Origin of the sequence: Streptomyces sp. ATCC 21386, assembly GCF_018728545.1 — a bacterium.
Classification (GTDB): Bacteria; Actinomycetota; Actinomycetes; order Streptomycetales; family Streptomycetaceae; genus Streptomyces.
The window spans coordinates 8,691,575-8,712,815 of sequence record NZ_JAAVVL010000001.1; the positions used below are offsets into that span (position 1 = coordinate 8,691,575).

Sequence of the window (21,241 nt, forward strand, 5' to 3'; positions counted from 1 at the left end):
CCGAGCGTCTTTTGAGGGGGAAGACGCCGCGTGGCCCCGACGGAGGAATCAGACAACCGTGGACGCGCAAGGCCGTGGGCGGGCGGACGACATCGACCCCGCAGACCAGTGGGTACTCAACCCGAGCACCGGTGAATACGAACTGCGACTGACCCCTTCCGCACCGCAGTCGGCGGTGCCGAGGCCGCGCCGGGCCACGGCCGCGGCGGCGGGGGCCAGGGCCGCGGGCGGCGGAACGTCCGCGCGCTCCGCGTCGGCGGGCACGGACACCCGGGAGATCCCCGACACGCTGCCGGGACCCCGGCGCCGGCGGGGCACGCCCGAGGAGGACCCGCTGCCGGGCCGCCGGGGCGGCCGGGGCAGGACGAAGCCCAAGAAGTCGACGGGCAAGCGGATACTGGTGTGGACCGGCGGCACGCTGGCGTTCGTACTGGTGGGCGTGACTGGCGCTGCCTACCTCTACTACCAGCACCTCAACAACAACATCCAGAAGATCTCGGACGACGGCGCGGGCACCGGCGGCTTCAGCAAGGACCGGGCGATCAACCTGCTGGTGATCGGCACGGACAAGCGGACCGGCGCGGGCAACGGGAGTTACGGCGACAAGGACAGCGTCGGCCACGCCGACACCACGATCCTGCTGCACGTCTCCAAGGACCGCACGAACGCGACCGCGATGAGCATCCCGCGCGACATGATCGTGGACATCCCGGAGTGTCCGACGACGCAGGAGGACGGCTCGACCAAGGACATCGCGGCCACGCCCAACGTCCGGTTCAACACGAGCCTCGGTCAGTACGGCCGCACGCCGAGCTGCACGATGCGCACCGTGGAGGAGCTGACCGGCATCAAGTCCGACCACTTCATGGTCGCCGACTTCAACGCGGTGAAGACGCTCTCCACGGCCATCGGCGGTGTCGAGGTGTGCCTGGAGAAGGACATCAAGGACTCCAAGTCCAAGCTGGACCTCACCGCGGGCAAGCACACCATCGAGGGCGAGGAGGCGCTGGCGTTCCTGCGCACCCGCTACAGCGTGGGCCTCGGCAGCGACCTGAGCCGGATCGAGCTGCAGCAGCAGTTCCTCAGCTCGATGATCCGCCAGATGAAGTCCAAGGACACGCTGACCGACCCGACGAAGGTACTGGACCTCGCGGAGGCCGCCACCAGCGCGCTCTCGGTCGACTCCAAGATCTCCGACATCAAGGTGCTGGCCTCGCTCGGCCAGGAGGTCGGCAAGGTGAAGACGAAGAACATCACCTTCACCACCGTTCCGGTCGTCGACAACACGGACGGCGCGACCGTGCTGCCCACCCCGGGCAAGGCCGAGCAGCTCTTCCAGACCATCAGGAACGACGTCTCGCTCACCGAGGTGAAGAAGCAGCAGAAGGAGAAGGAGGCCGCGAAGCTCAAGGGCTCGCGCGCCGACGCCTCCGAGGTCCGGGTCAACGTCTACAACGGCGGTGCCAAGGCCGGCAGCGCACAGTCCACCCTCAGCTGGCTGCAGAATGATGTCGGCGTGACCAAGTCCAGCCAACTCGGCAACGCCGACAAGACGTTGAAGAAGACGACCCTCGCGTACGACCCGGACCAGGCCGACCAGGCGCGCAAGCTGGCCGACCTGATGGGTCTGTCCGCGTCCGCGCTGAAGCCCGGCAAGGGCAACAGCGAGACCAACTCCCAGGGACTGCCCTCGATGGTGCTGACCCTGGGCGAGGACTTCAAGGGAGCCGGGGTGCCGCTCAGCGGCGGCTCGGCGGCGGATCTGGACGTCCAGAAGAACACGGCGGACAAGGAAAAGTGCGCCAGTTGATGACCTGAGGGGGTCATGGCGCGTCCTACCGGACGCGAGCAGTACAGGACAGCCGAGAGATCCGGTGATGCGCCGGGCGGGCGCGACGACGCGCCCGCCCGGTCGGTTCTGAACGTCGTCGAAAATGCCGTGGGGCGGTACGTGCCGCCGCCGACCCGTGTCCGCATGTCATCCGGTCGGAACACATGACGCGTTCAACAGAACATGAGTACATCCAGGTTGGGTTCTCGACGGTCCAACAGGAGGCGGGGACGGCCCCGCCACGGCAGGGTGGGGAGGGGCAGGGAGATGGTACGGAGCGACGTGCGCGGGGACGGGGGGCGACCGCGTGTCGAGGAACCCGGCGAGCAGGACGGGGACCTGGATCCGAAGGGGGACCCGGGTTCGGAGGGGGAGCCGGGTCCGAAGGCAGACCCGGGTCCGAAGGGCGAGGCGTCCGGCTCGGACGGCGACACGGACGTCAGGGTGCCCGAGCAGGGCGGACGGAAGCGCCGAGACGGCTCCGGCGGTGGCCGGGGGCGCGCGAAGGCCCCCGGAAGGCCCCGGCGCAGACGGGTGCTGCGCTGGTCGGCGACGGTCCTGGCGGTGGTGATACTCGGCACCGCCGGTGCCGGCTACCTCTACTACCAGCACCTCAACGGCAACATCAAGAAGGAGAAGCTGAACCTCGGCGACACGAAGATCGCCGAGCCGACACCGAACGCGGCCGGCCAGACCCCGCTGAACATCCTGCTGATCGGTTCGGACGCGCGGGACACCGCCGAGAACCAGAAGCTCGGCGGCGCCAAGGAGAACTTCAACGGACCGGCACTGGCCGACGTCCAGATGCTGCTGCACCTGTCGGCCGACCGCACCAACATGTCGGTCGTCAGCATGCCCCGCGACACCCTGCTGGACATCCCCAAGTGCACCGACCCGGACAGCGGCGAGGTGTACGAGGCGCTCACCCACGTGATGACGAACCAGTCGCTGGAGCGCGGCGGCCCCGGCTGCACGGTCGCCACCTGGGAGAAGCTGACCGGGATCCGCATCGACCACTTCATGATGGTCGACTTCTCCGGCGTGGTGTCGATGGCCGACGCGATCGGCGGCGTGCCCGTCTGCGTCGACGCCAACATCTACTCGCACACCAGCGACGGCAAGGGCTCGGGGCTGAAGCTGGAGAAGGGCACCACCTACATCAAGGGCAAGCAGGCCCTGCAGTGGCTGCGCACCCGCTACGGCTTCGAGGACGGCAGCGACATCGCGCGCGCCAGGGCCCAGCACCAGTACATGAACGCGATGGTGCGCGAACTGCGCGAGAACGCCACGATCACCAACCCGAACAAGCTGCGCAGGCTCGCCGAGGAGGCCACCGACGCGCTCACCGTCGACGAGGGCCTCGGTGACGTCGCCAAGCTGTACGACCTGAGCACGGAGCTGCGCAAGGTCGAGCCCGCCCGGATCACGATGACGACGATGCCGTACACGTACGCCGGCGCGCGCGTCGTCCCCAAGGAGGGCGACGCGGAGAAGCTGTTCCGGCTGGTGCGCGAGGACATCTCCCTGGACGGCAAGGACAAGAAGAAGGCCGCCACCGAGGACGCGACGTCCGACGACCCGGCGGCGGCGAAGGACGAGATCGGGGTGCTGGTGGTCAACGGCACCATGACCTCCACCCTCGCCCCGGTCGCCGGCCGCGCGCACACGGTGTCCCAACTGCTGGTGGAGGACGGCTTCGCCAAGTCCTCGTCCGACGCGACCACCGCGACCGCCGAGGACAAGACGGTCGTGCGCTTCCCGAGCGCCGAGCTGGAGGGCGACGCCCAGGCCGTCGCCAAGGCCCTCGGCATCCCGCTGGGCCAGGTGGAGAAGTCCACGAACGTCAGCGGTGTCACGCTCGTCGTCGGGGCCGACTGGCGGGAGGGGAAGTCGTACGAGGCCGAGAAGGAGGACGACAAGACCCCGGAGTCGGCGGAGGCCCTCAACGGCGCGAACAAGGAGGCCTGCATGAAGGTCAATCCGGGGTTCACCTGGTGAACGCACCGGCCGCCCGTGACTGAACCGGGCAGCGAGCCGTCCATAGCCGAGCAGGGCCCCTCACGCCATCGACGTGAGGGGCCCTGCTCGTCCGTCCGTACGGGGGTGCTCAGCCCTCGGCCGGCACCGCGGGGCGGCGGGACGCGATGACCTTCTTCGCCAGGGACCGGGGGCTGGTGAGGAAGCCGAAGCCCCAGGACATGTGCATGGTGGCGAGGGCGACGGGGATCTGCAGGCGGGCCTTGAGCGGCAGCCCCCTGCCCGCCGGGATCGAGCCCGCGACGATCGCCGCGAGATAGCCGCCGGGGACGACGAAGCCCAGCGGGGTCACCAGGGCGCCCACCAGGGTGCCGGCCACGATCGCGCACACCGCGGTCGGCGGGGCGAGGTAGCGCAGGTTGATGGAACCCTCGTGGTAGCGGGCGACGACGTGCCGCCAGCGCCCGTAGTCCTTGTACTGCTTGGCGAGCGCCTTCACGCTGGGCCGTGGCCGGTACGACACCCGCAGCTCGGGCGAGAACCAGATCAGGCCGCCCGCCTCACGGATCCGGAAGTTCAGCTCCCAGTCCTGGGCGCGGATGAACTCCACGTTGTAGCCGTCCTGCCGCTCCAGCGCCTCGCGGCGGAAGACACCCAGGTAGACCGTCTCGGCCGGACCCGCCTCGCCGCCCGTGTGGAAGGCGGCGTTGCCGACCCCGATCTTCGAGGTCATGGCGGCTGCGACCGCGTGCTCCCAGTCGTTCTCGCCCTCGGCGTGCATGATGCCGCCGACGTTCTGCGCGCCGGTCTCCTCCAGGAGCCGGACCGCGGTGGCGATGTAGTTCGGGGAGAGGATGCCGTGGCCGTCGACCCGGACCACGATCGGGTGGCGGGATGCCTTGATCGCGGCGTTGAGGGCGGCGGGCGTCCGGCCGGTGGGGTTCGGGACCGTGTGGACGCGCGGGTCTTCGCGTACGAGCTCGGCGGCGATCTCGTCCGTGCGGTCCGTGGACGGACCGAGGGCGATCACGACCTCCATCTCGCCGGCGTACTCCTGCGCGAGGATCGCTTGGACGGCTCCGCGCAGATGCCGCTCCTCGTTGAGGACGGGCATGATCACGGACACGGCGGGGAGCTGCACGTCGGGCTTGGCGTTCATAGGGGGCTCACGTTACCGCGAACGGGGGACACGAACGCGCGCCGCCCGGTCGCGTGCGCGGGGCGCGGAGACCGGGACCCTACGGTGCTCAAGGTTCTCTGACTTCTCCCCTTCCCCTGACCGGTCTCGCGGAGGTGTCCCCCGTGTCCACACCGCCCCGCCGTCCTGCCCGTCCGCAGCAGCCCCGGCCCCCCGCGCGCCCCCGGCGGCGGGGCTGGGCCATGCGGGCGGTGACCACGCTCTCGGTGGTGGTGCTGGCCGCCGCGGGCATCGGGCACGCGGTGGTGACCCGCCTGGACGGCGAGATCAAGCGGGTGGACGCCTTCAAGGACATGAAGAACCGCCCCGAGGCGGGCCACGGCATGAACGTGCTGCTGGTCGGCACCGACGGCCGCGACCGGATCAGCGAGGAGGAGCGGCGCAGGTACCGGCTGGGCGGGGCCCCCTGCCACTGCACGGACACGATGATGATCGTGCACATCTCGGAGGACAGGGAGCGCGCGAGCGTCGTGAGCCTGCCGCGCGACTCGTACGCCGAGACGCCCGAGCACACCGACCGCGCCACCGGCAAGGTCTCACGCTCCCACCCGATCAAGCTGAACGCGGCCTACGCGGAAGGCGGGCCGCAGCTGACCGTGCGCACGGTCGAGCACATGACCAGGGTGAAGATCGACCACTACGTCGAGGTCGACTTCACCAGCTTCATGCGGACCGTCGACGTCCTCGGCGGCGTCGAGATCTGCACCACCCGTCCCCTCAAGGACTCCTACACCGGCCTCGACCTGGACGCGGGCACCCATGAGCTGGACGGCGGCGAGGCCCTCCAGTACGTCCGTTCCCGGCACGCCGACGGCTCCTCCGACCTGGGCCGCATGAAGCGCCAGCAGCGGTTCATGGCGTCCCTGATGTCCCAGGCCACCTCCTCCGGGGTGCTGCTCAACCCGATGAAGTTCCGCGACATCACCCAGGCCGTCCTCGGTTCCGTCCGCGCCGACAAGGAGTTCGGCACCGGTGAGCTGATCGACCTCGGCCGCGCGATGCGGAACCTCTCCCCGGCCTCCTCCGAATTCACCACCGTGCCCATCGGGCGCATGGGGTACGCCGTGGAGGGCGTCGGCTCGACCCTGAAGTGGGACGACGCCAAGGCCGCGCGGCTCTTCGACGCCCTGCGCGACGACCGCCCCCTCGCGCCCTACAAGGCGCGCGGCTCGTACGCGCTCGTCGACGTGGCCCCGCAGCAGATCCGCGTGCAGGTGGAGAACGGCACCGCCGTCCCGGGCCTCGGCAAGAAGGTCGACCGTCAGCTGGCCGCCACCGGCTTCCGCACCACGAAATCCCCGGTCAACGCCGCGCAGCCGAACGCCACCCGCACCCTGGTCTTCCACGACCCCCGCTGGGACCGTTCCGCCCGCTCCCTCGCGGCCGCCCTCCCCGGCTCGCAGCTCCGCCCGGTCCGCGCCCAGGGCCCGGTCATGAAGGTGGTCGCCGGCACGGACTTCAAGGGCGTCCGCAAGGTACGCGCCGAGGACCCGGAGCGCGGCGAGTCGGGCGTGGTGCACGGCGACCAGGTGACGTGCGCCCCGTAAGCCACACACGACCCGCACCCGCCCTCAAACCGCTCCCCCCAGCTCAACAGGCGCCCCGGCCCCTACAAAACCGTGCAATTTGTGTCGGCTTCGCAACAGCCTCGCCTTTGTTTTTCATCGACCCTTGTAAAGCCCACAGGGCGACCCGGCACACTGGGGCGCATGAACGATTGGCCCGAGGGATGGTCCGGCAACAACCGCGGCGGCGACTACGCCCAGCCCGAGGGACCGCGCGTGATGCGCCAGGTCCGTCGCGGCCCGTCGGCACCCCCTCAGGGTGGCGTGCCCCAGCAGCCCTCGTACGGCGACTCGTACGGTGACGGCTACGGCAACAGCGGCCCCGACCAGCAGCAGTACGGCGGCGGCTACAACAGCGACTACAACACCGGCCAGGTCTACGGCGCCGGCGGCGTGGGGGGCGGCGGCCACGGCGGCGGCCGGGGCGAGCGTGGCACGCCGAACTGGGGGCGCCGCATCAAGCTGACCGCGATCACGGTCACCGTCGTACTGCTCGCCACGACGATCGGCACCTACTTCTGGGCCGACTCCAAGCTGAACCGCGAGGTCGACCTCTCCAAGGTCATCGACCGGCCGGCCGAGGGCGAGGGCACCAACTACCTGATCGTCGGTTCCGACAGCCGCGCGGGCCTGTCCGACGAGCAGAAGAAGGAGCTCCACACCGGGTCCGCAGAGGGCAAGCGCACGGACTCGATGATGATCCTGCACACCGGCTCGAACGGCCCCACCCTGATCTCGCTGCCCCGTGACTCGAACGTGGAGATACCGTCGTTCGTGGGCTCGGAGTCCGGCAAGACCTACAAGGGCACCGGCCGTCAGGTGAAGCTGAACGCGGCGTACGCGGAGGACGGGCCCGAGCTGCTCGTGCGTACCGTCGAGGCCAACACGGGACTGCGCATCGACCACTACGTGGAGATCGGTTTCGCGGGCTTCGCGAACATCGTCGACGCGGTCGGCGGGGTCGAGATCGAGATCCCGAAGGGCGGCATGAAGGACACCAAGTCCGGTGCCGACTTCGAGGCGGGCAAGCAGACCCTCAACGGCGAGCAGGCCCTCGCGTTCGTCCGGACCCGCTACGCCCTCGCGGGCAGCGACCTGGACCGTACGAAGAACCAGCAGAAGTTCCTCGCGGCCCTCGCCAGCCAGACGGCGACGCCGAGCACGGTGCTCAACCCCTTCAAGCTGTACCCGACGATGAGCGCGGGTCTGGACACCCTGATCGTCGACGAGGACATGAGCCTGTTCGACCTGGCCGACATGTTCTGGGCGATGAAGGGCGTGACGGGCGGCGACGGCAAGTCGATGAACATGCCGATCTCCGGCAACTCCGCCAACGGCAACCTCCAGTGGGACACCGCGAAGGTGAAGCAGCTGGTGGAGCAGTTGAAGAACGACGAGACGGTGACGGTGTCGGGCAACTGACCCGGCGGATCGCGTGACCGAGGGGCACCACCCGCTGTCGGGGGGGTGCCCCTCGGTCGTGCGGTGGTGTTCAGGCGGTCGCGCCCGCCATCGTCCGGCACATCTCGGAGCAGCGGCGACACGCCTCGGCACAGCGCATCATCTGCTGATCGTCCGGCATGGACATACACGCCTCGGCGCACATGTCACAGGCGCGGGCGCACATCGCGCACATCTCGGCGGACAGCGGCGAGCGGCGCATCATCATGTCCGCGCACATACGGGTCATCTCGGCGCAGTCCATCAGGGCGCGCATGATCTGCATCTGGGCCTGACCGCCGGCCTGCATGCAGGAGCTCATGGTCTCCTCGCACACGCTGTGGCACGTCATGCAGGCGTTGACGCAGTCCTGCATCTCCTTGCTCATCGCGGTCATGTTCCCGGCCTGCTGCGTCATGGCTCCTCCTGGGGGTGGTGGGAGAACGGGATCCGGGGCCGGACCCCGCGCACTTCCGTCCTACGCCTCCCCGCCCCCGACCGCCATCGGACGGACGGAAACAGTCCGCCCCACCGGCCCCGTACGACAACGGCCTTCGGCGGGCGCCGGGGGCCGAGCACGGAATGCGCCGGAGGGGTTACGAAGGCGCGCAACGACCGTGCACGCCGGCCATCGGCAACGAACCCGCCAACTCACTCCGGAGCCGCTCCACTTCCCCCAACCTCACCTCGGGAAGTCGCCCACGAAAAACCGAGACCACCCAGCGTGACGAAGCACTACCAGGTCGTTTCGAGCCTCGCCGCGAGCTCGTCCAGACATGCCTCCCAGCCTCCGGAGGCGCTGTCGGCGATCGAGGGGTCGGCCAGGACATGCGTGAACACCAGCAGGCAACCGGAGTCTTCGTCGCGCAGCTCGATCCTGAGGTGGTCGTCGTGCTCGCGCTTCTCGCCGTCCGGGGCGTGCTCGTCGAAGGCGAACAGCCGCAGCGGCTCGAAGTGCGTGACGGTGGCCGTGTAGACCGTGCCCTCGCCATCGTCGAGGGCAATCCGACCGCCGACCCTGGGCTCCAGCTCCGTCACCCGCATCGGGTACCACTGGCTCAGATGGCGGGGGTCGGTGACGGCCGACCAGACTTTCTCCCGGCTGTGCTTCAGATGACGTTCGAATCGCAGGGCAGGTCGGCCGTCGACAGTGATGGTCCTGGTCGCGCTCATCTCTTCACTGCTCCTCAGCCGCCTGACACGGCTCCTCGGGGACGTCGGGCATCCTGCCCAGGTGCTCTTCGAGCGCATCCAGGCGTTCCGTCCAGAGCCGACGGTACGGAGCGAGCCAGGAGTCGAGGTCGGCCAACGGCTCAGGGCGGAGCTCGTACCAGCGACGCTGCGCTTCCGCCCGCACCGTGACCAGCCCGGCTTCACGCAGCACCCGCAGGTGTTTGGACACCCGAGGCTGGCTCATCTCCAGCTCATGGGCGATCTCACCCACGAGACGGGGACGCCCGAGCAGCAGCCCGAGCATCCGCCGCCGCATGGGGTCGGCCAGCGCATCGAAAGGCAGGGACACACCCTCAATATGCACCTAGCGTTATATAACGTCAAGGGCATACATTAGGGAGGTGCTGATCGGCGTACGGGAACAGCCCCCGGCAGTACGCCGGGGGCTGCGTCGTTCGCGCGGGTCATCGGCCGTTTGTCAGCCCGCATCCGCACCTGACCCGGAAGAACCCGCTAGGGAAGGTTCCTTGCCATCACGATCCGCTGCACCTGGTTCGTGCCCTCGTAAATCTGCGTGATCTTGGCGTCGCGCATCATGCGCTCGACCGGGTAGTCACGGGTGTAGCCGTAGCCGCCGAGGAGCTGGACGGCGTCCGTGGTGACCTCCATGGCGACGTCGGAGGCGAAGCACTTGGCGGCGGCGCCCTGGAAGGTGAGGTCCTTGTCGCCGCGCTCGGACTTGGCGGCGGCCTGGTAGGTCAGCGCGCGGGCGGCCTCGATCTTCATGGCCATGTCGGCGAGCATGAACTGGATGCCCTGGAAGTCGGCGATCGGCTTGCCGAACTGCTTGCGCTCCTGGACGTAGCCCTTGGCGTAGTCGAGGGCGCCCTGGGCGACGCCGAGGGCCTGGGCGGCGATGGTGATGCGGGTGTGGTCCAGGGTCTTCATCGCCGTGGCGAAGCCGGTGCCCTCCTCGCCGATGATGCGGTCGGCGGGGATGCGGACGTTGTCGAGGTAGACCTCGCGGGTCGGGGAGCCCTTGATGCCGAGCTTCTTCTCCGGGGCGCCGAAGGAGACACCCTCGTCGGACTTCTCGACGACGAAGGCGGAGATCCCCTTGGAGCGCTTGTCCGGGTCCGTGACGGCCATGACCGTGTAGTACTCGGAGACGCCGGCGTTGGTGATCCAGCGCTTGACGCCGTTGAGGATCCAGTGGTCGCCGTCGCGGACCGCCCGGGTCTTCATCCCGGCCGCGTCCGAGCCCGCGTCAGGCTCGGAGAGGCAGTACGAGAACATCGCGTCGCCCTTGGCGAGCGGGCCCAGGTACTTCTTCTTCAGCTCATCGGAGCCGGAGAGGATCACGGGCAGCGAGCCGAGCTTGTTGACGGCCGGGATGAGGGAGGAGGACACACAGGCGCGGGCCACCTCCTCGATCACGATGACCGTGGCGAGCGCGTCGGCGCCGGCGCCGCCGTACTCCTCGGGCACGTGCACGGCGTGCAGGTCGTTGGCCACCAGCGCGTCCAGGGCCTCCTGCGGGAAGCGGGCCTCCTCGTCCACGGCGGCGGCGTAGGGCGCGATCTTCGCCTCGGCGAGGGAACGGATCGCGTCACGGAGCATGTCGTGCTCCTCGGACGGGCGGTACAGGTCGAAATCAGCCGATCCGGCCAAGGTCTCTCACGCTCCTGACGCTAACTACCGTTAAGTAACTCAAATTTTAAAGGTCTGGCCACGCCACTGGTACGTGAGTTTGACGACAGGGGCGACGGGCTCGGCCCCCGGGGAATCTGCCCGGTCAAGGACTCGAACACGCCCCGACTATGCTCACGTGCACGCCCGCACGCGGCTGTGCGGACGTGCACGCCCCCTCGGCCGGACATCCCAGGAGCACCCATGGCCCTCAAGATCACCGTGATCGGCACCGGCTATCTCGGCGCGACGCACGCCGCGGCCATGGCCGAGCTGGGGTTCGAGGTACTCGGGCTCGATGTCGTCGAAGAGAAGATCGACATGCTCCGGCGCGGTGAGGTCCCGATGTACGAGCCGGGCCTGGAGGAGCTGCTGCGCAGGCATGTCGCCGGGATCGAGGGATCCAGCGGGCGGCTGCGCTTCACGACCGACTACGCGGAGGTCGCGGCCTTCGGCGACATCCACTTCGTCTGCGTCAACACCCCGCAGCGGCACGGCGAGTACGCCTGCGACATGTCCTACGTCGACGCGGCCTTCGCCTCGCTCGCCCCCCATCTGACGGGCCCGGCCCTGGTCGTCGGCAAGTCGACGGTGCCGGTGGGGTCCGCCGACCGGCTGGCCGCGTATCTCGCCGAGCACGCGCCCGCCGGGGAGGACGCCGAGCTGGCCTGGAACCCGGAGTTCCTGCGCGAGGGCTTCGCCGTGAACGACACGCTGCACCCTGACCGGATCGTGGTGGGTGTGCGCAGCGAGAAGGCCGAGAAGCTGCTGCGCGAGGTGTACGCGACGCCGATCGAGGAGGGATCGCCCTTCGTCGTCACCGACTTCCCGACCGCCGAGCTGGTGAAGACCTCCGCGAACTCCTTCCTCGCCACCAAGATCTCCTTCATCAACGCCATGGCCGAGGTGTGCGAGGCCGCCGGGGGCGACGTCGCCAAGCTGGCGGAGGCCATCGGGCACGACGACCGGATCGGGAAGAAGTTCCTGCGGGCCGGCATCGGCTTCGGCGGCGGCTGTCTGCCCAAGGACATCCGGGCGTTCATGGCGCGCGCCGGTGAGCTGGGCGCCGACCAGGCCCTGACGTTCCTGCGGGAGATCGACTCCATCAACATGCGCCAGCGCGGCCAGATGGTGGAGCTGGCCCGGCAGGCGCTGGGCGGCGGGTCCTTCCTCGGCAAGCGGGTCGGTGTCCTCGGCGCCACCTTCAAGCCGGACTCCGACGACGTACGCGACTCCCCCGCCCTCAACGTGGCCGGGCAGATCCACCTCCAGGGCGGCCAGGTCACCGTCTACGACCCCAAGGGCATGGACAACGCGCGGCGGCTCTTCCCGACGCTCGGGTACGCCGACACCGCGCTGGACGCCGTACGGGGCGCCGACATCGTGCTGCACCTGACCGAGTGGAGCGAGTTCCGCGAGCTGGACCCGGCGGCGCTGGGCGAGGTCGCATCGACCCGGCTCGTGCTGGACGGCCGCAACGCGCTGGACCCGGAGCTGTGGCGCCGGGCGGGGTGGACGTACCGGGCGATGGGGCGGCCGACCGCGTAGGGCCACGTGGGCGGGGGTCCCGGCCCCCGCGCAGGGCAGCGGAGGGTGACGCCGTTCCGGCCGAGGCTCAGTCGGCCGGAACGGCGTCTTTTCCTATTGTCCACGTTCCGGCGCCCTGCGGGGGCGAAGCGCTTACTTCGCTCGGTAGCGGCGCATCTTCGCACGGGCGCCGCACACCTGCATCGAGCACCAGCGGCCGCGGCCGGCCGGGCTGCGGTCGTAGTACGCCCAGTGGCAGTCGGGGGCCTGGCAGGCCTTGAGGCGTTGCCAGGTGCCCGCCGTGAGGGCCTCGGCGACGGCCGCGGCCACGCGGGAGAGCAGGGGGGCCGGTTCGGCGGCCGGGCGCAGGCTCGCCGAGCCGTCCTCCGCGGAGACCGCGACGACGAGCGGTGCCGCGGCCAGCAGGGTGCCGAGCGGGGTCACCGTCCGGTGCGGGACGTGACCGGCGTGGGCCAGCAGGGTCGCGCGGAGGGACTCCCGCAGCTCGCGCACGGCCGTGAGGTCCTCGTCCGCCGCCAAACCCAGGCCGGCGCGCGCCTCCGGGGTCTCCAGGCTGTCGGCGCCCGTCTCCAGGTCCAGCGTGTTGACCAGGCTCTCGACGAGAGCCAGGGCGCCGGGGGCGGACGCTCTCTCACTCATGCCGCGAGGTTACCTCTTAAGGGGATGCATGAGGTAACCGTTACTGGTTACTCTCCTCTTCAGGTAACTGAAGTTCGGATGAGGTAGAGAACGAACTAAGGAGAAGGCCATGGCCATCGCCACGCTGGATGTCGTCGTTCTGGACTGTCCCGACCCGGCCGCCCTCGCCGGGTTCTACGCCGAGGTGGTCGGCGGGAAGATCAGCGGAGAGGGTGACTGGGTGGATCTGGAGGTGCCGGGCGGGGGTGCGCGGCTGGCGTTCCAGAAGGCGCCGGGGTTCGTGGCGCCCGAGTGGCCCTCGGCGGAGCGGTCGCAGCAGTTCCATCTCGACCTGAACGTGGAGGACATGGACGCCGCGGAGAAGGAGGTGCTGGCGCTGGGGGCGACGGTACTGGACGCGGCGGACCGTGAGCGGGGGTTCCGGGTGTACGCGGATCCGGCGGGGCATCCGTTCTGCCTTTGCCGCGCCTGAGCTCCGCTGTTGCCGAGTTCGCGGTAGGGGAAGGGGCGCGGGGTGTGTTCGGCGGCTGCGGGTCGTACGTGGCTTGTCGCGCAGTTCCCCGCGCCCCTGAAAAGAGGGCTGCGCCCCTTTTCAGGGGCGCGCGCTCTCGTCAGCCGTCCAGTTCCGCGATCCTCGCCGTCGAGGCTTCCCGGCGGTCGCGTGCCGCCCTCGCGGTGAAGTCGGCGGTGCGCAGGACGCGTTGGACGTTGCCCCAGGTGAGGAGGGCGAGGTCGGGTTCGGGCCAGCCCCGGTGCATGAGTTCGGCGACGAGGCGGGGGTAGCACGAGGCGTCGGTGAGGTCCCGCGGGTGGGCGGCACCGGAGTCGTAGGTGCCGGAGAGGCCGACGCACTCGGGGCCGGCGATCGCGCGGACGTGGTCGAGGTGGTCGGCGACGTCGCGGACCGAGGGGCCGGTCTGCTCGGCGGTGAGCGGCACCATGCACAGGCCCCGTGCCTCGCCCAGCGCGGCGAGGAGGTCGTCGGGGAGGTTGGCCGGGTGGGACCGCAGCGCGGCGGCCGCCGAGCGGGTGCACACCACCGGGGCGCGGGAGACCGCGAGCGCCCGGCGGACCGTCTCCTCACAGGCCCCGGAGAGGTCGGCGAGGACGCCGAGGCGGTTCATCTCGCGGACCACCTCCTCACCGAACCTGCTCAGCCCGGACTCGCCCGCCCAGGAGGCTCCGGCGAGAGTGAGGGCCTTGAGGCCGAGCGCGTGCAGGGAGCGCAGGATGGCGAGGGAGTCGCCGATCGCCGGGGCTCCGGCGGGGCCCAGCAGGACGGCCACCCGACCGCAGTTGCGGGCGTCGGTGGTCTCGCCGGCGCTGTACGTGAGCCGCAGGCCCTCGGGGTGGGCGTCGACGACCGTCCTGACCAGGTCCAGCTGCTCCAGCGTGGCTCCCACGGCCCGCTCGCCTTCGAGGCCCTCCGGGAGGTGCAGCGACCAGAACAGCGCGCCGATGTGCCCCTTGCGCATGCGCGGCACGTCGGTGTCCACGCCGCCCTCGCCCAGTTCCAGGTCGTACCGGGGCAGCTGACGCAGCACCCACGGCAGTCCGCTGTAGCCGTCGGCGACGGGGTGCGCGTCGAGGAAGGCGTCCGCCTCGGCCAGCTCCGAGGAGGGCGAGGACGGGGATGCGGCGGGTCCGGCCACCACGACGGCTTCGCCGTCGGCGGCCCCGGGGACGTCCGCTCCACCGCGCCGGACGTCATCCGCTCCACCGCGCCGGACGTCGGTCGCACCGTGGGGGCGGACGTCGTCCGCCTCGCCGTCGTCGGGGTGGCCGTCGGCGCCGGGGGGTATCGGCTCCGCCACCGGTGGGCGCCGGTCGCGTTCGCGCGCGGGATCGGCGCGGGTGGGGGCGGGAGGCGTGTCGAGTTCGCCGGCCTCCCCGGCGGCTTGCAGTTCGTCCTGCAGATCTGCCATGGCAAACCTCCGTAGCCGTTGGGTGATCGCAGTACTCGTCACCGTGGCACGGAGGCCGCCCGCCTTCCTGGTGGGTGGGGCGTTCGGGTTGAACGGCCGTCACGGGGCCGCCACTACGCCACCCGGGTGAGGCCCGCGCGGCGCCCGGCGTCACCCGTCCAGCTGTTCCAGCGTCGCGTGGGACGGGCTCGTGCGGGCCTGGAGGTCCCGGGCCACGTCCTCCGCCGCGCCCAGCACCCGGACCGCGTTCCGCCAGGTCAGCTTGGCCAGGTCGGTCCGCGACCAGCCCCGGTCGAGCAACTCGGCGATCAGGTTCGGGTAGCAGGAGACGTCGCCCAGGCCGTCCGGGGTGAAGGCGGTGCCGTCGTAGTCGCCGCCGATGCCGAGGTGGTCGATGCCGGCGACCTCGCGCATGTGGTCCAGATGGTCCGCGACCGTGGCCACCGTGGCGACCGGGCGGGGGTTCTGCTCCTCGAAGGCGCGGTGGACCGCCATCGCCTCGGGGGTGGTCTCGAGGTGGTGCAGACCGTGGACCCGCATGTTCTCGTCGGCGGCGGCCGTCCAGTCGACGGCGGCCTGGAGCACGAACTTCGGGACGAACGTCACCATCGCCACTCCCCCGTTGGCCGGGAGCCGCTCCAGGACGTCGTCCGGGATGTTGCGGGGGTGGTCGCAGACGGCCCGCGAGGAGGAGTGGGAGAAGATCACCGGGGCGACGGACGCGTCGAGCGCGTCCCGCATCGTCGTCGCGGCCACGTGCGAGAGGTCGACGAGCATCCCCTCGCGGTTCATCTCCCGCACCACCGCGCGGCCGAAGTCGGTGAGGCCGCCGACGGCCGCCTCGTCCGTCGCGGAGTCCGCCCAGGCGATGTTGTGGTTGTGGGTGAGCGTCATGTAGCGGACACCGAGGGCGTACAGCACCCGCAGCGTGCCGAGGCTGTTGTCGATGGAGTGCCCGCCCTCGGCGCCCATCAGGGAGGCGATGCGGCCCTCGGCGCGGGCCGACTCCATCTCGGCTGCGGTCAGCGCGGCCCGCAGCTCCGCGGGGTGACGGTCGAGCAACCGCCGTACGCAGTCGATCTGTTCGAGGGTCGCGGTGACGGCGCCCGGCCGGTCGGAGGGGACGTACACCGACCAGAACTGCGCCCCCACCCCGCCCGCGCGCAGCCGCGCCAGGTCGGTGTGGAGGAAGGCGCTCTGGTCACCGGTGATGTCCCGCGCGTCCAGGTCGTAGCCGACCTGCTCACGCAGCGCCCAGGGCAGGTCGTTGTGCCCGTCCGCGACCGGGAACTCCCGCAGCAGCTCCCGGGCCGCCTCCAGCGATGTCATGGTCGTCTCCCCCGTGTCCCCGTCATGTCGTTACGTCTACTTCCCGAAGCCGAAGCCGCTGCCCGCTCCCTCGACCTTGGTGCGCAGGCGCTTGCCCTTCTCGGTCGCCTGGTCGTTCAGCTCCTGCTGGAACTCCCGCATACGGCCGAGGAGTTCCTCGTCGTGCGCGGCGAGGATGCGCGCGGCCAGCAGGCCGGCGTTGCGGGCGCCGGCGACGGAGACCGTCGCGACGGGCACACCGGCCGGCATCTGCACGATCGACAGCAGGGAGTCCATGCCGTCGAGGTACTTCAGCGGCACCGGCACGCCGATGACCGGCAGCGGGGTCACGGACGCGAGCATGCCGGGCAGATGGGCGGCACCGCCCGCACCCGCGATGATCACCTTGATGCCCCGGTCCGCGGCCTCCTCGCCGTACGCGATCATCTCGCGCGGCATCCGGTGCGCCGAGACGACGTCGACCTCGTACGCGATCTCGAACTCGTCGAGGGCTTGCGCGGCGGCCTCCATGACGGGCCAGTCGGAGTCCGACCCCATGACAATGCCTACGACGGGGCTCACAGGGCTCATTCGGTGATCGTGCCTCTCAGGTATCCGGCGGCGTGACGGGCGCGCTCCAGCACGTCGTCGAGGTCGTCGCCGTAGGTGTTGACGTGACCGACCTTACGGCCGGGCTTCACGTCCTTTCCGTACATGTGGATCTTGAGCCGCGGGTCGCGGGCCATGCAGTGCAGGTACGCCGAGTACATGTCCGGGTAGTCGCCGCCGAGGACGTTGACCATGACGGTCCACCGGGCGCGGGGGCGCGGGTCGCCGAGCGGGAGGTCGAGGACGGCCCGTACGTGGTTGGCGAACTGCGAGGTGATCGCGCCGTCCTGGCTCCAGTGACCGGAGTTGTGGGGGCGCATCGCCAGCTCGTTGACGAGGATGCGGCCGTCGCGGGTCTGGAACAGCTCGACCGCCAGGTGGCCGACCACGTCCAGTTCCTTGGCGATGCGCAGGGCCATCTCCTCGGCGCGCAGGGCGAGCGCCTCGTCCAGGTCGGGCGCCGGGGCGATCACGGTGTCGCAGACGCCGTCGACCTGCCGCGATTCCACCACCGGGTAGGCGACGGCCTGGCCGTGCGGCGACCGTACGACATTGGCGGCCAGCTCCCGGACGAAGTCGACCTTCTCCTCCGCGAGGACCGGGACGCCGGCGCGGAAGGGCTCGGCGGCGTCCTCGACCGAGCGGACGACCCACACGCCCTTGCCGTCGTAGCCGCCGCGGACGGTCTTGAGGATGACCGGAAACCCGTCGCCCTCTGCGCCCTCGGGGAGCCCCTCGGCGGCGAACGCGGCCACGTCGGCGGGGTCGGCGACGATGCGGTGCCGTGGGCAGGGCACCCCGATCTCGACGAGCTTGGCCCGCATCACCCCCTTGTCCTGGGCGTGCTGGAGCGCCTCCGGGCCGGGGCGCACGGGGATGCCGTCCGCCTCCAGTGCCCGTAGATGCTCGGTGGGTACGTGTTCGTGATCGAAGGTGATCACGTCGCAGCCCTGCGCGAACGCACGCAGCGTGTCCAGGTCGCGGTAGTCGCCGATGACGACATCACCGACGACCTGCGCCGCGGAATCCTGAGGGGTGTCACTGAGGAGCTTGAACCTGATGCCGAGCGGGATGCCCGCCTCGTGTGTCATACGAGCGAGCTGGCCACCGCCGACCATGCCGACTACCGGGAACGTCACGCCCCCAGGGTATCGGCCACGGAATCGGCCACTCCCGGGTGCCCGATATCCCCGTGCATTTCCCCCCGGAACCGGCCCCGGACCTCCTCGGTGTCCGGGCTGTGAGGTTCTGCACAGGCAGGGTCCGGGGCCGCTGGTTAGCATGGCTGAACCAGTGGATATCGACGGAAGATCAATTCTTTTCCGTTCGTCCAGATCTTTTCGGACGGGACAGCGACCCGGCTGACCACCGGCACGACGCCGACCGGAACCGAGCGACGGGGGCCGCACACGATGGGAAGTACCAGCACGGGGTTCGATACGAGGCCCCGTGGCGCTCTGCGCCGCCGACTCGACCTGCTGGTCCGTGAGGTCGCCAAGTTCGGCGCGGTGGGCGGTGCGGGGCTCCTGGTGAACCTCGGGGTCTTCAACCTCGTGCGGCACACCACCGAGCTCCAGGTGGTCCGGGCCAGCGTCATCGCCACGGTCGTCGCCATCGCGTTCAACTACGTGGGCTTCCGGTACTTCACGTACCGGGACCGCGACAAGAGCGGCCGCACCCGGGAACTGACACTGTTCCTGCTGTTCAGCGCGGTCGGCCTGGTCATCGAGAACGGCGTCCTCTACACGGCCACGTACGGCTTCGGCTGGGACAGCCCCCTGCAGTCCAACATCTTCAAGTTCCTCGGCATCGGCGTCGCGACCCTCTTCCGGTTCTGGTCGTACCGCAGCTGGGTGTTCCGGGCCCTCCCGGCCCGCGAGACGGTGGCCGACGCGGAATCGTTCCTGGAAGCGGAATCCGCCCACCCACGGACGGTCGCGGGCAAGCGCCGCTGAGAACCGGAGCGGGCGCGGGCCGCGCCTCTCAGGGCGCGAGGAACTGCGCGAGAAGCCCCACCGGCCCGCAGCCGCCGTCCTACGCCCCGGAAGGCCACGGCGCACCCGCGTACCTCCGCACCGACCTCCGGGAGCCATGTGGCCGCCGGGCTACCGAACGGGCCGGTCCTCGCGGGCAGGCGTCCGCACCGGCGTGCGCGACAGGAACAGTCCGAAGACCGGCGGCTGCGCCTGGAGCATCTCCAGGCGGCCGCCGTCGGCCTCGGCGAGGTCGCGTGCGACGGCCAGCCCGATGCCCGTCGAGTTGCGTCCGCTGATCGCCCGCTCGAAGATCCGCGCGCCGAGGTCGGCCGGTACGCCGGGGCCCTCGTCGGTGACCTCGATCACGGCCTGGTTCCCGGTGACACGAGTGCGCAGCGCCACCGTGCCGCCCCCGTGCATCAGCGAGTTCTCGATCAGCGCGGCCAGCACCTGCGCGACCGCGCCGGGCGTGCCCACGGCCTGGAGGTGCCGCTTGCCGGAGCTGACGACGGCCCGCCCGGCGCTGCGGTAGGCCGGCCGCCACTCCTCCAGCTGCTGCTTGATGACCTCGTCGAGCTCGAAGGAGACGGCGGAGCCGTTGCGGGGGTCGCGGGAGTTGGTCAGGAGCCGTTCCACGACGTCCGTGAGCCGCTCGACCTGGGTGAGCGCGATGTGCGCCTCCTCCTTCACCGTGTCGATGTCGTCGGTGAGGGTGATCTCCTCCAGCCGCATCGACAGCGCGGTCAGCGGTGTGCGCAGCTGGTGGGACGCGTCGGCGGCGAGCCGCCGCTCGGCGGTCAGCATGCGGCCGATGCGCTCGGCGGAGGCGTCCAGCACGTCGGCGACCCGGTCCAGCTCGGGGACGCCGTAGCGCTTGTGGCGGGGGCGCGGGTCGCCGGAGCCGAGCCGTTCGGCGGTCTCGGCGAGGTCGGTGAGGGGGGAGGCGAGGCGGTTGGCCTGGCGTACGGCGAGGAGGACGGCCGCGATGACGGCCAGCAGGGCGACGGCCGCGATGATCAGCAGTGTCCGGCCGACCTCGCGGCTGACCGCCGACCGGGACTCCTCGACCGTGACGACCTCGTCCTTCTCGCCCTTGGCCTTGTAGCTGATGACGTCGCCGACGGGCTTCTCGCCGATCTCGATCGTGGACTGGCCGGGAATCTCGATACGGGCGTAGCGCTCGTCGCCGACCTGGTCCCGGAGGACCTCGGCGGTGATCCTCTCGTCGCCGATGATCCGGCTGTCCACGATGCTCGTCAGCTGGACCGCCTCGGACTCCACGCGTTCCTCGGCGCTGTTGCTGATCGTCCGGGTCTCGACGATGACCAGGGATACGCCGAAGACGGCGATGACTACGAGGACCACGGCGAGGGTGGACTGGATGAGACGGCGACGCACGGTTGCCCTCCGGGCGGGCGGGTGTTCCTGGACCTCTGATTGTGCGGCACCCGGAGCCCGCCGCGGAGCGGGGGCCGGTGCCGGGTGCGAAGCCCCGTCAGGGACGCGGAGAACTGCGCGGCCAGCCACGACGTACCCGCGGCCGCCCCACGACCCGCACCGGGAGCCATGATGCGCCCGGCTCCCTCGCACCGCGAGCCTGGGGCGCCCGGCTCAGCCCTCGGCGGCGGTCAGTTCTTCTCGAACCGGAAGCCGACCCCGCGCACCGTCGCGATGTACCGCGGGTTCGCCGCGTCGTCGCCCAGCTTCTTGCGCAGCCAGGAGATGTGCATGTCGAGGGTCTTCGTCGAGGACCACCAGGTCGTGTCCCAGACCTCGCGCATCAGCTGGTCGCGGGTCACGACCCGGCCGGCGTCGCGCACCAGCACCCGCAGCAGGTCGAACTCCTTGGCCGTGAGCTGGAGTTCCTCCTCCCCCATCCACGCCCGGTGGGACTCGACGTCGATCCGCACGCCATGGGTGGCGGGCGGCTGCGCCGGCTCCGCCGAGCCACGCCGCAGCAGGGCCCGGACGCGGGCGAGCAGCTCGGCGAGGCGGAAGGGCTTGGTGACGTAGTCGTCGGCGCCCGCGTCGAGGCCCACGACGGTGTCCACCTCGTCCGCGCGCGCGGTCAGGATGAGGATCGGCACGGTGTGGCCCTCGGCCCGCAGCCGTCGGGCCACCTCCAGGCCGTCCATGCCGGGCAGCCCCAGGTCGAGGACGACCAGGTCGACGCCACCCTGCATTCCGGCGTCCAGCGCGGTGGGGCCGTCCTCGCGGACCTCCACCTCGTACCCCTCCCGGCGCAGTGCGCGGGCCAGCGGCTCCGAGATGGACGCGTCGTCCTCGGCGAGCAGTACACGGGTCATGGGGTGATGGTAGTCCGCCGAGAACCGCAGGTGGAGGGTGATCGGCAAGCACGATTC

At 70.5% G+C, this 21,241-nt stretch carries 19 protein-coding genes; 7 read left to right on the forward strand and 12 right to left on the reverse strand.

The annotated features are described in order from the left end of the window. The first annotated feature begins 58 nt into the window (after positions 1 to 58). The gene (locus tag GWK25_RS37200; RefSeq protein WP_215455867.1) at positions 59 to 1,810 is read left to right on the forward strand and encodes an LCP family protein; all 1,752 of its coding nucleotides are present in this window, start codon (positions 59 to 61) and stop codon (positions 1,808 to 1,810) included. Positions 1,811 to 2,098: 288 nt separating this feature from the next. Beyond that, complete coding sequence (locus GWK25_RS37205) at positions 2,099 to 3,829, forward strand: LCP family protein (protein WP_215455868.1); 1,731 nt, start codon at positions 2,099 to 2,101, stop codon at positions 3,827 to 3,829. A 109-nt stretch (positions 3,830 to 3,938) separates the two neighbouring features. On the opposite strand, the gene GWK25_RS37210 is transcribed toward GWK25_RS37205, so the two are convergent. Beyond that, on the reverse strand, positions 3,939 to 4,967 hold the full coding sequence (locus tag GWK25_RS37210; RefSeq protein ID WP_215455869.1) for a glycosyltransferase family 2 protein: 1,029 nt from the start codon (positions 4,965 to 4,967) through the stop codon (positions 3,939 to 3,941). 221 nt (positions 4,968 to 5,188) lie between these two features. On the opposite strand from GWK25_RS37210, the gene GWK25_RS37215 reads away from it, so the two are divergent. Both GWK25_RS37215 and GWK25_RS37220 read left to right on the forward strand, forming a co-directional pair. Then, the gene (locus tag GWK25_RS37215; RefSeq protein WP_215457859.1) at positions 5,189 to 6,553 is read left to right on the forward strand and encodes an LCP family protein; all 1,365 of its coding nucleotides are present in this window, start codon (positions 5,189 to 5,191) and stop codon (positions 6,551 to 6,553) included. A 162-nt stretch (positions 6,554 to 6,715) separates the two neighbouring features. Continuing rightward, the gene (locus tag GWK25_RS37220) at positions 6,716 to 7,993 is read left to right on the forward strand and encodes an LCP family protein (protein WP_215455870.1); all 1,278 of its coding nucleotides are present in this window, start codon (positions 6,716 to 6,718) and stop codon (positions 7,991 to 7,993) included. Positions 7,994 to 8,063: 70 nt separating this feature from the next. On the opposite strand, the gene GWK25_RS37225 is transcribed toward GWK25_RS37220, so the two are convergent. The 4 genes from GWK25_RS37225 to GWK25_RS37240 all read right to left on the reverse strand — a co-directional run bounded on the left by GWK25_RS37225 (position 8,064) and on the right by GWK25_RS37240 (position 10,855). Continuing rightward, complete coding sequence (locus GWK25_RS37225) at positions 8,064 to 8,429, reverse strand: four-helix bundle copper-binding protein (RefSeq protein WP_215455871.1); 366 nt, start codon at positions 8,427 to 8,429, stop codon at positions 8,064 to 8,066. Between the two features lie 317 nt (positions 8,430 to 8,746). Beyond that, positions 8,747 to 9,184: an SRPBCC domain-containing protein gene (locus GWK25_RS37230; RefSeq protein ID WP_215455872.1), complete on the reverse strand. Its 438-nt coding sequence runs from the start codon at positions 9,182 to 9,184 to the stop codon at positions 8,747 to 8,749. Positions 9,185 to 9,188: 4 nt separating this feature from the next. Continuing rightward, complete coding sequence (locus tag GWK25_RS37235) at positions 9,189 to 9,533, reverse strand: helix-turn-helix transcriptional regulator (RefSeq protein WP_215455873.1); 345 nt, start codon at positions 9,531 to 9,533, stop codon at positions 9,189 to 9,191. 164 nt (positions 9,534 to 9,697) lie between these two features. Continuing rightward, positions 9,698 to 10,855, reverse strand: coding sequence for an acyl-CoA dehydrogenase (locus GWK25_RS37240; RefSeq protein WP_286014573.1), 1,158 nt, complete (start codon positions 10,853 to 10,855; stop codon positions 9,698 to 9,700). Between the two features lie 222 nt (positions 10,856 to 11,077). Between GWK25_RS37240 and GWK25_RS37245 the strand changes: the two genes are divergently transcribed. Further along, the gene (locus tag GWK25_RS37245; RefSeq protein ID WP_215455874.1) at positions 11,078 to 12,421 is read left to right on the forward strand and encodes a UDP-glucose/GDP-mannose dehydrogenase family protein; all 1,344 of its coding nucleotides are present in this window, start codon (positions 11,078 to 11,080) and stop codon (positions 12,419 to 12,421) included. A 132-nt stretch (positions 12,422 to 12,553) separates the two neighbouring features. On the opposite strand, the gene GWK25_RS37250 is transcribed toward GWK25_RS37245, so the two are convergent. After that, positions 12,554 to 13,060 carry a CGNR zinc finger domain-containing protein gene (locus tag GWK25_RS37250; protein ID WP_215455875.1) on the reverse strand — a complete coding sequence of 169 codons (507 nt, stop codon included), beginning with the start codon at positions 13,058 to 13,060 and terminating at the stop codon, positions 12,554 to 12,556. Positions 13,061 to 13,169: 109 nt separating this feature from the next. Here GWK25_RS37250 and GWK25_RS37255 point away from each other — a divergent pair, with 109 nt between their 5' ends. After that, complete coding sequence (locus GWK25_RS37255) at positions 13,170 to 13,532, forward strand: VOC family protein (protein ID WP_215455876.1); 363 nt, start codon at positions 13,170 to 13,172, stop codon at positions 13,530 to 13,532. 139 nt (positions 13,533 to 13,671) lie between these two features. Here the strand turns inward: GWK25_RS37255 and GWK25_RS37260 are convergent, their stop codons facing one another. The 4 genes from GWK25_RS37260 to GWK25_RS37275 all read right to left on the reverse strand — a co-directional run bounded on the left by GWK25_RS37260 (position 13,672) and on the right by GWK25_RS37275 (position 18,041). After that, positions 13,672 to 14,985: a dipeptidase gene (locus GWK25_RS37260; protein WP_251829213.1), complete on the reverse strand. Its 1,314-nt coding sequence runs from the start codon at positions 14,983 to 14,985 to the stop codon at positions 13,672 to 13,674. Between the two features lie 150 nt (positions 14,986 to 15,135). Continuing rightward, entirely contained in the window at positions 15,136 to 16,314 is a 1,179-nt protein-coding gene (locus GWK25_RS37265; RefSeq protein WP_215455877.1) for a dipeptidase, read from the reverse strand. Between the two features lie 36 nt (positions 16,315 to 16,350). Then, positions 16,351 to 16,884 (reverse strand): 5-(carboxyamino)imidazole ribonucleotide mutase, encoded by a 534-nt coding sequence (gene purE / locus GWK25_RS37270; RefSeq protein WP_215455878.1) that lies wholly within the window; start codon positions 16,882 to 16,884, stop codon positions 16,351 to 16,353. Continuing rightward, entirely contained in the window at positions 16,881 to 18,041 is a 1,161-nt protein-coding gene (locus GWK25_RS37275) for a 5-(carboxyamino)imidazole ribonucleotide synthase (RefSeq protein WP_215455879.1), read from the reverse strand. The genes purE and GWK25_RS37275 overlap by 4 nt, the downstream gene beginning before the upstream one ends. A gap of 273 nt (positions 18,042 to 18,314) precedes the next feature. On the opposite strand from GWK25_RS37275, the gene GWK25_RS37280 reads away from it, so the two are divergent. Then, positions 18,315 to 18,857 (forward strand): GtrA family protein, encoded by a 543-nt coding sequence (locus GWK25_RS37280; RefSeq protein ID WP_215455880.1) that lies wholly within the window; start codon positions 18,315 to 18,317, stop codon positions 18,855 to 18,857. A gap of 150 nt (positions 18,858 to 19,007) precedes the next feature. On the opposite strand, the gene GWK25_RS37285 is transcribed toward GWK25_RS37280, so the two are convergent. Continuing rightward, on the reverse strand, positions 19,008 to 20,276 hold the full coding sequence (locus GWK25_RS37285; RefSeq protein WP_215455881.1) for an ATP-binding protein: 1,269 nt from the start codon (positions 20,274 to 20,276) through the stop codon (positions 19,008 to 19,010). 230 nt (positions 20,277 to 20,506) lie between these two features. Next, the gene (locus tag GWK25_RS37290; protein ID WP_215455882.1) at positions 20,507 to 21,184 is read right to left on the reverse strand and encodes a response regulator transcription factor; all 678 of its coding nucleotides are present in this window, start codon (positions 21,182 to 21,184) and stop codon (positions 20,507 to 20,509) included. Between the last annotated feature and the right edge of the window lie 57 nt (positions 21,185 to 21,241).

Coding starts and splice junctions, on each gene's coding strand:
- GWK25_RS37215 (WP_215457859.1), top strand. CDS start 5,189: ATGCGGGCGGTGACCACGCTCTCGGTGGTGGTGCTGGCCGCCGCGGGC.
- GWK25_RS37290 (WP_215455882.1), bottom strand. CDS start 21,184: ATGACCCGTGTACTGCTCGCCGAGGACGACGCGTCCATCTCGGAGCCG.
- GWK25_RS37205 (WP_215455868.1), top strand. CDS start 2,099: ATGGTACGGAGCGACGTGCGCGGGGACGGGGGGCGACCGCGTGTCGAG.
- GWK25_RS37245 (WP_215455874.1), top strand. CDS start 11,078: ATGGCCCTCAAGATCACCGTGATCGGCACCGGCTATCTCGGCGCGACG.
- GWK25_RS37210 (WP_215455869.1), bottom strand. CDS start 4,967: ATGAACGCCAAGCCCGACGTGCAGCTCCCCGCCGTGTCCGTGATCATG.
- GWK25_RS37250 (WP_215455875.1), bottom strand. CDS start 13,060: ATGAGTGAGAGAGCGTCCGCCCCCGGCGCCCTGGCTCTCGTCGAGAGC.
- GWK25_RS37265 (WP_215455877.1), bottom strand. CDS start 16,314: ATGACATCGCTGGAGGCGGCCCGGGAGCTGCTGCGGGAGTTCCCGGTC.
- GWK25_RS37255 (WP_215455876.1), top strand. CDS start 13,170: ATGGCCATCGCCACGCTGGATGTCGTCGTTCTGGACTGTCCCGACCCG.
- GWK25_RS37220 (WP_215455870.1), top strand. CDS start 6,716: ATGAACGATTGGCCCGAGGGATGGTCCGGCAACAACCGCGGCGGCGAC.
- GWK25_RS37230 (WP_215455872.1), bottom strand. CDS start 9,184: ATGAGCGCGACCAGGACCATCACTGTCGACGGCCGACCTGCCCTGCGA.
- GWK25_RS37225 (WP_215455871.1), bottom strand. CDS start 8,429: ATGACGCAGCAGGCCGGGAACATGACCGCGATGAGCAAGGAGATGCAG.
- GWK25_RS37260 (WP_251829213.1), bottom strand. CDS start 14,985: ATGGCAGATCTGCAGGACGAACTGCAAGCCGCCGGGGAGGCCGGCGAA.
- purE (WP_215455878.1), bottom strand. CDS start 16,884: ATGAGCCCTGTGAGCCCCGTCGTAGGCATTGTCATGGGGTCGGACTCC.
- GWK25_RS37280 (WP_215455880.1), top strand. CDS start 18,315: ATGGGAAGTACCAGCACGGGGTTCGATACGAGGCCCCGTGGCGCTCTG.